Origin of the sequence: Actinomyces ruminis, assembly GCF_002154335.2 — a bacterium.
Taxonomy (GTDB): domain Bacteria; phylum Actinomycetota; class Actinomycetes; order Actinomycetales; family Actinomycetaceae; genus Actinomyces; species Actinomyces ruminis.
Genome location: NZ_MTPX02000081.1, coordinates 1 through 8919, shown reverse-complemented (window position 1 = coordinate 8919; position 8919 = coordinate 1). Strand labels below are relative to the sequence as shown.

The following is an 8919-nucleotide window of genomic DNA, read 5'->3' as shown; positions in this document are numbered from 1 at the left end:
CGACCGACTGGGCCCAGCCGCGCCGGCGGACCGCGGACAGCATGGTGGCGTTGAAGCGGGCGCCCACCAGACCGCGGTGCAGCCGGTCGGGCTCCTCCCAGGCCAGCAGCACCTGCGCGCCGGATCCGCCCAGCATGGACATGGTCGCCCCCACCGGGATGGAGTCACGCAGGCCGATCGGGCGCTCGGCGTTGGCCACACACACGCGCACGTCCCCCTGCCGCCGATACAGCTGCGCGGACTCGTGCGTCTTGTCCCGCAGTGCCGCCAGCACCGGCCCGGCGGCGGCCAGTAGGTGGTCCTCCCCAGCGGCGGAGGCGAGTTCGTTCAGGCGCGGCCCCAGAATGAACCGGCCCTGCGCGTCGCGCGCCAGCAGGCGGTGGTACTCCAGCGCCACGGCAATGCGGTGTGCCGTCGGCCGGGCGAGATGGGTGGTGGTGACCAACTGCGCCAGCGTGGCCGGTCCCGCCTCGAGTGCGCTCATGACCAGTGCGGCCTTGTCGATGACGCCAACCCCGCTGCCGCTTTCGATGTCACCCAGAGTGTCCATAATCTGATACTGCCATTCCGAGTGGTGAGACTTCAAGTAGCGTGAAGTCAGAAAACGGCCCGGAGTTTGCCGGTTCCGCAAATGCGGGCGGCTCCGGGCCGAACCGCCCCTCAAGGAAAGGAAGTGCAGCGATGGGAATGACCCTGGCACAGAAGGTGTGGCGCGACCACGTCGTCGCCCCCGGCACCGACGGAGCCCCGGACCTGCTCTACATCGACCTCCACCTGGTCCACGAGGTCACCAGCCCCCAGGCCTTCGAGGGACTGCGCCTGGCCGGCCGCAAGGTCCGGCGCCCCGACCTGACCCTGGCCACCGAGGACCACAACACCCCCACCCTGGACATCGACCTGCCCATCGCCGACGTCACCAGCCGCACCCAGATCGAGACCCTGCGCGCCAACTGCGCGGAGTTCGGGGTGCGCCTGCACTCCCTCGGCGACGCCGACCAGGGCATCGTCCACGCCGTCGGCCCGCAGCTGGGCCTGACCCAGCCCGGCATGACCGTGGTGTGCGGCGACTCCCACACCTCCACCCACGGCGCCTTCGGGGCGCTCGCCTTCGGCATCGGCACCAGCCAGGTCGAGCACGTGCTGGCCACCCAGACCCTGCCGGTCGCCCCCTTCAAGACCATGAGCGTGCTTATCGACGGCGACCTGCCCGCCGGGTCCGGCGCCAAGGACATCATCCTGCCATCATCGCCAAGATCGGCACCAACGGCGCCCAGGGGCACGTCATCGAGTACCGCGGCCGCGCCATTGAGCAGCTGTCGATGGAGGCCCGCATGACCATCTGCAACATGAGCATCGAGGCCGGCGCCCGCGCCGGCATGATCGCCCCCGACGAGACCACTTTCGCCTACCTCAAGGGCCGCCCGCACGCCCCCGAGGGTGAGGACTGGGACGCCGCCGTTGCCTACTGGCGCTCGCTGCGCACCGACGACGACGCCGTCTTCGACACCGAGGTCGTCCTGCAGGCCGCCGACATCGAGCCCTACGTCACTTGGGGCACCAACCCCGGCCAGGGGCTGCCCATTTCCGCCGCAGTGCCCGACCCGCAGGACATCGCCGACGAGACCGGCCGTCGCGCCGCCGAGCGGGCCCTGGAGTACATGGACCTGAGGCCCGGCACCCCACTGCGTGACATCAAGGTGGACACCGTCTTCCTGGGGTCGTGCACCAACGGCCGCATCGAGGACCTGCGCGCCGCCGCCGCCGTCATCAAGGGCCGCACCAAGGCGCCCGGACTGCGCATGCTGGTCGTGCCGGCCTCCGCCCGCATCCGCCTGCAGGCCGAGGCCGAGGGCCTGGACCAGGTGTTCAAGGACTTCGGCGCCGAGTGGCGCAACGCCGGCTGTTCCATGTGCCTGGGCATGAACCCCGACCAGCTCTCGCCCGGCGAGCGCGCCGCCTCCACCTCCAACCGCAACTTCGAGGGTCGCCAGGGCAAGGGTGGGCGCACCCACCTGGTCTCGCCCGTCGTCGCCGCCGCCACCGCCGTGCGCGGCACCCTGTCCACCCCCGCGGACCTGCCGGTGCTCGCCGCCTGAGCCGCCCAAGCCGTCCGCCGCCAGCCCGAGAAGGAAGCCCGTCATGGAGAAGTTCATCCGTCACACCGGCATCGGCGCCCCGCTGCGCCGCAGCGCCGTGGACACCGACCAGATCATTCCCGCCGTCTACCTCAAGCGCATCACCCGCACCGGCTTCGAGGACGCCCTGTTCGCCTCCTGGCGGGCGAACGAGGCCGACTTCATCCTCAACCAGGACGCCTACAAGCATGCCAGCGTGCTGGTGGCCGGGCCGGACTTCGGCACCGGCTCCTCGCGCGAGCACGCGGTGTGGGCGCTGAAGGACTACGGCTTCAAGGTGGTGCTCGCGCCCCGCTTCGCCGACATCTTCCGCGGCAACGCCGGCAAACAAGGGCTGGTTGCCGGCGTGATCAGCCAGGAGGACGCCGAACAGCTGTGGAAGATCCTGGAGACCGAGCCCGGCACCGAGATCACCGTAGACCTGGAGCAGCGCACCGTCGAGGCGGGCTCCTTCCGCACCGTCTTCCAGATCGACGACTACGTGCGCTGGACCCTCATGGAGGGCCTGGACGATATCTCGCTGACCCTCACCCACGAGGACGAAATCAGCGCCTACGAGCAGGCCCGGCCCGCCTACAAGCCGCGCACCCTGCCCGCCCGCCACGAGCCGCCCGTCGCCGTTGCCCCTGCCCGCGCGGCGGATATGCCCGTACCCATCGGCTATCCCTTCCTACGACCGGGCGCCTGAGCCACCCGGTCGCGTTCTCGCTCGCCGCCACACCGGTGAGTTGAAGGCCACGCAGCGGTTCGCTGTGAGCGGGCCGGGGATGGCTCCATGCGCCGCCCACCCGCCTATGCTGAGGGCACCCGCATCCGGTGCGGGTGACGCCGTATCCCCGCGGCGCCCGATCTTCACGCGAACACTCGGAGGTACGCATGGTCGACGGTCTGCTTCAGGTCGAGGGCGGGCGCCCGCTCAACGGTGAGATCACCGTCCGCGGCGCCAAGAACCTCGTCCCCAAGGCGATGGTCGCCGCCCTCCTGGGAACCACGCCGTCGGTATTGCACAACGTTCCGCTCATCCGCGACGTCGACGTCGTGTCCGGACTGCTGTCCCTGCACGGGGTGAGCGTCGACTATGACCAGGCCGAGGGCATTCTGCGGCTGGACCCCTCCAGCGTCGAGAGTGCCCACATGGCCGACATCGACGCCCACGCCGGCTCCTCCCGCATTCCGATCCTGTTCTGCGGCCCGCTGCTGCACCGACTCGGTGAGGCCTTCATTCCCGACCTGGGCGGCTGCCGCATCGGTGACCGCCCCATCGACTTCCACCTGGATATCCTGCGCAGCTTCGGCGCGACCGTGGACAAGCAGCCCCAGGGCATCCGCCTGACCGCCCCCGAGGGGCTGCGCGGGACCGTCATCGACCTGCCCTACCCGTCCGTCGGCGCCACCGAGCAGACCCTGCTCACGGCCGTGCGCGCCGAGGGTCTGACGGAGCTGCGCGGCGCCGCCGTCGAGCCGGAGATCATGGACCTGGTGGACGTGCTGCAGAAGATGGGCGCCATCATCTCCGTGGACACCGACCGCACCATCCACGTCGAGGGTGTGGACGAGCTGGTCGGCTACAACCACCGCGCCCTGCCCGACCGCATCGAGACCGCCTCCTGGGCCGCGGCCGCCCTGGCCACCCACGGCGACGTGTTCGTCCACGGTGCCCACCAGAGCGACATGACCACCTTCCTGAACATCTTCCGCAAGGTCGGCGGCGCCTTCGACGTGCGCGAGGACGGCATCCGCTTCTACCACCCCGGCGGCGACCTGAGGAGCATCGTGGTGGAGACCAACGTCCACCCCGGCTTCATGACCGACTGGCAGCAGCCGCTCGTCGTCGCCCTGACCCAGGCCGAGGGGTTGTCCATCGTGCACGAGACCGTGTACGAGAACCGTTTCGGCTTCACCGGTGCGCTGCGCAAGATGGGCGCCACCATCCAGGTGTACCGAGAGTGCCTGGGCGGCACCGCCTGCCGCTTCGGGCAGCGCAACTTCTACCACTCCGCCGTCATCTCCGGCCCCACCCCGCTGCATGGGGCGGACATCGTCGTGCCCGACCTGCGCGGCGGCTTCTCCCACCTGATCGCCGCGCTCGCCGCAGAGGGCACCAGCCGCGTGGAGGGTGTGAACCTCATCGACCGCGGCTATGAGCACTTCATGAGCAAGCTCGCCGCGCTGGACGCCAACGTCACGCGCCTGGCCTGAGTCGGGGCTGCCGAGTCGCTCGGCGAGTTCGTCTTCACGGCCCGGCCGTCCCCGTTCATGCAACGGGAGCGGGGCTAGGGCGCCAGCCTGCTCTCGCGGCCGCCATCCGGCCTACGGCCATCCGCCCACCGGGGCGACCGGGAGTGGGTAGAGTGCCAATGTGTCCACCACACGACGCATGACCCCCTTCTACCGGTTCGCGGCCAGGGGTGCGATCATTCCGTTTCTCAAGGCGGTCTCCAAGCAGCACGTGACCGGAGCCGAGAACATCCCCCGCGAGGGCGGCTTCATCGCGGTTGCCAACCACCTGTCCAATCTGGACCCGCTCACCGCCATGCGCGCGCTCGTGGACGAGGACGTGCCCATCTACTCGCTGGCCAAGTCCCAGCTGTTCGAGATCCCCCTTCTCGGGCACGTCTTCCGCGCCGGCGGGCAGATCCCCGTGTACCGGGACTCGGCCGCCGCCGGCAACTCCCTGGTCGAGGCCGAGCGGCGGCTGCGGGCCGGTGACCCGGTCATGATCTTCCCCGAGGGCACCCTCTCGCGCGACCCGCTGCAATGGCCCATGACCGGCAAAACCGGCGCCGCCCGTCTGGCCATGCGCACCGGCGCGCCCCTGCTGCCCATCGGCCAGTGGGGAGCACAGAACGTCCTGGGCGCCTACGGCACCGGCTTCCGCCCCTTCCCCCGCAAGGACGTGCACGTCCTGATCGGCGAGCCCTTCGACCTGGCGGCCTACGGCTCGGACATCTCCGACCGGGACGCCGTGCGCGCCGCGACCGTCGAGATCATGCGGCGCATCACCGAACTGGTTGAGCAACTGCGCGGCGAGAAGGCCCCCCGCCCCTTCGACATGAAGTACGACGGCGACCCGGGCAAGGGCAATATCGGCGTTCGCCGCCCCGACCCGCCGACGCCGCAGGCACCGTCTGCGGACGCAGACCATGGCGCCGGCGGCTCGGCAGCGGGCTCGGAAGGCCCCGCGGCCGACGGTTCGGGTGAGGAGCACCAGTCATGAGCGCCGCCGGCTCCACCGGCTTCCTCCACCCGGGCGCGCGCCACGCCGCCGTTATCGGTGCCGGCGCCTGGGGCACCACCTTCGCCCGCCTGCTGGCCCAGGCCGGAACGCCCGCCGTCGTCTGGGCCCGCCGCGAAGAGATCGCCGCGGAGATCAACACCGGCACCAACACCCGCTATCTGCCTGGGATCCGCCTGCCCGAGATCGTCACCGCCACCACGGACATCCACGCCGCCGTCGCCGGAGCCGGGCTCGTCGTCGTGGTGGTGCCTGCCCAGACCGCCCGGGGTGTGCTCACCCCGCTGCGCGGCGTCCTGGACGACGACGCGATCGTCGTCTCCCTGATGAAGGGGGTGGAGGCCGGCACGGGCCTGCGCATGAGCCAGGTCATCGCCGAGGCGCTCAACCTGCCCGCCTCCCGCATCGCCGTGGTCTCCGGCCCGAACCTGGCCGACGAGATCGCCGCCGGGCAGCCCACCGCCACCGTCGTGGCCGCGCCCGATGAGGCGGTGGCTGTGCGCGTCGCCGCTCTGTGTGCTACCGGCACCTTCCGCCCCTACACCAACACCGACGTACTCGGCGTGGAGCTGTGCGGCGCGGTGAAGAACGTGATCGCCCTGGCCGTCGGCATCACCGCCGGGCGCGGCTTCGGGGATAACTCGAAGGCCACCGTCATCACCCGCGGACTGGTGGAGATCACGCGCCTGGGCATCGCGCTGGGGGCGAGCCCCGAGACCTTCGCCGGCCTGGCCGGCATGGGCGACCTGGTGGCCACCTGCTCCTCGCCGCTTTCGCGCAACCAGACCTTCGGGCGGCGCCTGGGCGAGGGCATGAGCGTGGCCGAGGCGGCGGCCGCCTCGCGCGGGGTCGCCGAGGGCGCCAAGTCCGCCCGTGCCGTGCTCGACCTGGCGACCGCCCACGGGGTGGACATGCCCATCACCGCCGGGGTGGTCGCCGTTGTCGAGGGGGCGGCCACCGTGGAGGAGGTCAACGACGCCCTGTTGTCTCGTCCCCGCAAGGCCGAGGGCGTCAACGCCGCGCCGCTGACCTGAGACCTGAACCCGCCTCTCTCGCCGAGACCGGCAGTTGTTACGTGCCGAGACCGGTAGACATGGCGCAGCTTGTCAGCAACGTTCCTGAGGGGAGGTTGTGGCTCCTGAGGCGGCGTGCGATGCCTGACGGTTCGTCACCAATGACGACGGTTCGTCACTTGGCACCAACGCTTCGGCACTTCCGGCGACGGTACGTACCTCCACCGTACGAACCGTCACAAGAAGGTACGAATCGCTGACCAGAACATACGAACCCTGACGCGAAGGTACGAACCGTCGTCGCAACGTACGAACCGTCGTTCGCCGCGAACCAGGGTGAACAGCGCCTGAACACGCGCCTGCTATATGCCCCCATTGCCGCCCACGAGCCGGCCGATCGGTCCTCCCCGTCGCAACGCTGCGGCGACGCCTTCTGGGCGCACGTCGAGCGCAGCGAGCATGGACACCGGGAACCACTGGAAGGTCAGATCATCTTCTACGGCACCGACCTCGCCGACGGATGCGGCCTGGATCAAGACGTTCAGCTCATGATGGCCGCCGGTGTCGTCCGTGTATGAGTGCTCGATGAAACCGAGCCCGTGCAACTCGGTGACTTCCAGCCGAGCTTCCTCGATGAGCTCGCGTACCAGGCACTGTGACAAGGTTTCGCCGGTCTCAAGGTGCCCGCCGGGAAGAAACCACCAGCCGGAGCCGGTACTTTGGACGAGGAGAACCTCGTCCCCGCGGCGAATCACCCCGCGCACAATGAGTTCGGTGCTGATGCCCTCGTCAGTCATCGGCGACGTCGATCACCAGACGGGTCGGGTTCGTCAGCGTGAAGATCCGGTAGGTCTGGGAATCGGTGCCCAGCACCACCTGGAACTGGTCCTCGAAGGCCAGGTCCAGGTAGGCCTCCTCGATGCCCTCGTCATCGCCGACGGCGTCGAAGTCGAAGCGCACCGGCTCGGTGTACGCCACCGCCTGCTGCTCCTCACTGATCGGCATGGTGACCCCGGTGCCGGTGACCACCAGGGTGAAGTCGCCCCTGACGTCGATGGGATCGCCCTTGCCCTGGGTGTGGGCCTGGTCGGTCCACTGCGCCGACCAGCCCGGCGTGCCCTCGCCGGAGAACTCCACCACGAAGCGGGAGTAGTCCTCGTCATCATGGGAGCCGATGCGCACGTCGGAGATAATCAACTCCGAGTCGGCGGCCGCGGCCTGACCGTCCGCGCCGGTGCCCCAGGCAGGCGCGCCCGACGGGCTGGTCTCCTCCTGCGTGAGCGAGCCGGTGGTGGTCGGCGCCTGGGAGGCGGCGGGAGACTGTGCCCCCGAAGCCTCGTCGGTGGCCCCGGTAGAGGCGACAGCGTCGGCCGACTCGGCGGCCGCAGTGGGGGAGGAGGAGTCAGCGGAGGAGGCGTTGGTGCCTGAACCCGAGCCACAGGCCCCCAGGGTGATCGCGCCGGTCAACAGTAGGGCCAGGGTGGGGACGAGTGTGCGACGAGCACAGGTGAGCGGATCTGGACGTTTCATGGTGTCTCCTACTTCGAGCGAACCATGCGTGTGATGTCAATCATACGGAAGTTCTTGCGGTGATGCATAGCGGGAAGCAGCGCGGTGTGGAGCCCACTCCGGATGCGCCGGGCCGACGCCGGGCGGCGCCTTCGCGGCCAAAACGGCCAGGTCGCGGTAGCGTTGCCACCATGTCGGTCCCCAACGCAATAAGTGCAGTTAACACCGGTGAAAACGCGGATTACAGCCCCGCGTCGTCGTCTGCTGCTTTGACGGGCTCGGACTCCCATGCCGGCTGCCATGCGCGCAAGCCACGGGTCGCCGTCGTCTTCGGGGGGCGCAGCGGTGAGCACACCATCTCCTGCGCCACTGCCGCCGGCGTGCTGGACGCCATCGACCGGGACCGCTACGAGGTGCTGCCGGTCGGCATCACCCGGCAGGGGCAGTGGGTGCTGGTGGATGACGACCCCGACGCGCTGCGTCTGAATGACGACCGCCCCCCGGTGGAGATCACCACAGGCGGGCTCGGCCGCGGCGAACTGGCCATGCGGCTGGGCGGTGGGAATCTCACCGCCATCACTCCCACCGGCCCCGAAGTGCTCGGCGCCGTCGACGTCGTCCTGCCGCTGTTGCACGGCCCCTACGGCGAGGACGGCACCATTCAGGGCATGCTGGAGATGCTGGGCCTGCCCTACGTCGGCTGCGGCGTGCTCGCCTCCGCCGCCGGCATGGACAAGCAGGTCACCAAGGTCTTGCTGCAGGCCGCGGGCATCCCCACCGCGCCGCACGTGCTCGTCGAGCCGCACCGGTGGCGGCGGGACAAGGAGGCCATCCTCGCCCAGTGCGCGCAACTGGCCCGCCCCCTGTTCGTCAAGCCCGCCCGCGCGGGCTCCTCCCTGGGCATCACCCGGGTGGAGGACCTTGCCGACCTGGAGGCGGCCATCGAGTCCGCCCGTGCGGTGGACCCAAGGTGCTGGTCGAGTCCGGCATGCGGTGGACCCAAGGTGCTGGTCGAGTCCGGCATCGT

8 protein-coding genes and 1 pseudogene are annotated in these 8919 nt (G+C 70.0%); 6 read left to right on the top strand and 3 right to left on the bottom strand.

All coding sequences use genetic code 11. The features are described from left to right. The coding region (locus tag BW737_RS14535) for an IclR family transcriptional regulator (RefSeq protein WP_086616046.1) at nucleotides 1-550 on the bottom strand (550 nt) is incomplete at its 3' end. A gap of 131 nt (nucleotides 551-681) precedes the next feature. Between BW737_RS14535 and leuC the strand changes: the two are divergent. From leuC to BW737_RS14510, 5 genes and pseudogenes are all read left to right on the top strand, one after another. Then, a pseudogene (gene leuC, locus BW737_RS14530) lies at nucleotides 682-2096 on the top strand (3-isopropylmalate dehydratase large subunit). A gap of 43 nt (nucleotides 2097-2139) precedes the next feature. Next, nucleotides 2140-2823, top strand: coding sequence for a 3-isopropylmalate dehydratase small subunit (gene leuD / locus BW737_RS14525; protein ID WP_086616045.1), 684 nt, complete (start codon nucleotides 2140-2142; stop codon nucleotides 2821-2823). 188 nt (nucleotides 2824-3011) lie between these two features. Further along, entirely contained in the window at nucleotides 3012-4334 is a 1323-nt protein-coding gene (murA, locus tag BW737_RS14520) for a UDP-N-acetylglucosamine 1-carboxyvinyltransferase (protein ID WP_086616044.1), read from the top strand. A 178-nt stretch (nucleotides 4335-4512) separates the two neighbouring features. Continuing rightward, nucleotides 4513-5352 (top strand): lysophospholipid acyltransferase family protein, encoded by an 840-nt coding sequence (locus BW737_RS14515; RefSeq protein WP_086616043.1) that lies wholly within the window; start codon nucleotides 4513-4515, stop codon nucleotides 5350-5352. Continuing rightward, nucleotides 5349-6404, top strand: a complete 1056-nt coding sequence (locus tag BW737_RS14510) for an NAD(P)H-dependent glycerol-3-phosphate dehydrogenase (RefSeq protein ID WP_086616042.1) — start codon at nucleotides 5349-5351, stop codon at nucleotides 6402-6404. The genes BW737_RS14515 and BW737_RS14510 overlap by 4 nt, the downstream gene beginning before the upstream one ends. A gap of 341 nt (nucleotides 6405-6745) precedes the next feature. On the opposite strand, the gene BW737_RS14505 is transcribed toward BW737_RS14510, so the two are convergent. Next, nucleotides 6746-7180: an NUDIX domain-containing protein gene (locus BW737_RS14505; protein ID WP_086616041.1), complete on the bottom strand. Its 435-nt coding sequence runs from the start codon at nucleotides 7178-7180 to the stop codon at nucleotides 6746-6748. Next, entirely contained in the window at nucleotides 7173-7913 is a 741-nt protein-coding gene (locus BW737_RS14500; RefSeq protein WP_086616040.1) for an AMIN-like domain-containing (lipo)protein, read from the bottom strand. The genes BW737_RS14505 and BW737_RS14500 overlap by 8 nt, the downstream gene beginning before the upstream one ends. A gap of 170 nt (nucleotides 7914-8083) precedes the next feature. Here BW737_RS14500 and BW737_RS14495 point away from each other — a divergent pair. Continuing rightward, nucleotides 8084-8919 (top strand): D-alanine--D-alanine ligase (locus BW737_RS14495; protein ID WP_476723630.1); only part of this gene is annotated, 836 nt, incomplete at its 3' end.

Coding starts and splice junctions, on each gene's coding strand:
- leuD (WP_086616045.1), top strand. CDS start 2,140: ATGGAGAAGTTCATCCGTCACACCGGCATCGGCGCCCCGCTGCGCCGC.
- murA (WP_086616044.1), top strand. CDS start 3,012: ATGGTCGACGGTCTGCTTCAGGTCGAGGGCGGGCGCCCGCTCAACGGT.
- BW737_RS14515 (WP_086616043.1), top strand. CDS start 4,513: ATGACCCCCTTCTACCGGTTCGCGGCCAGGGGTGCGATCATTCCGTTT.
- BW737_RS14510 (WP_086616042.1), top strand. CDS start 5,349: ATGAGCGCCGCCGGCTCCACCGGCTTCCTCCACCCGGGCGCGCGCCAC.
- BW737_RS14505 (WP_086616041.1), bottom strand. CDS start 7,180: ATGACTGACGAGGGCATCAGCACCGAACTCATTGTGCGCGGGGTGATT.
- BW737_RS14500 (WP_086616040.1), bottom strand. CDS start 7,913: ATGAAACGTCCAGATCCGCTCACCTGTGCTCGTCGCACACTCGTCCCC.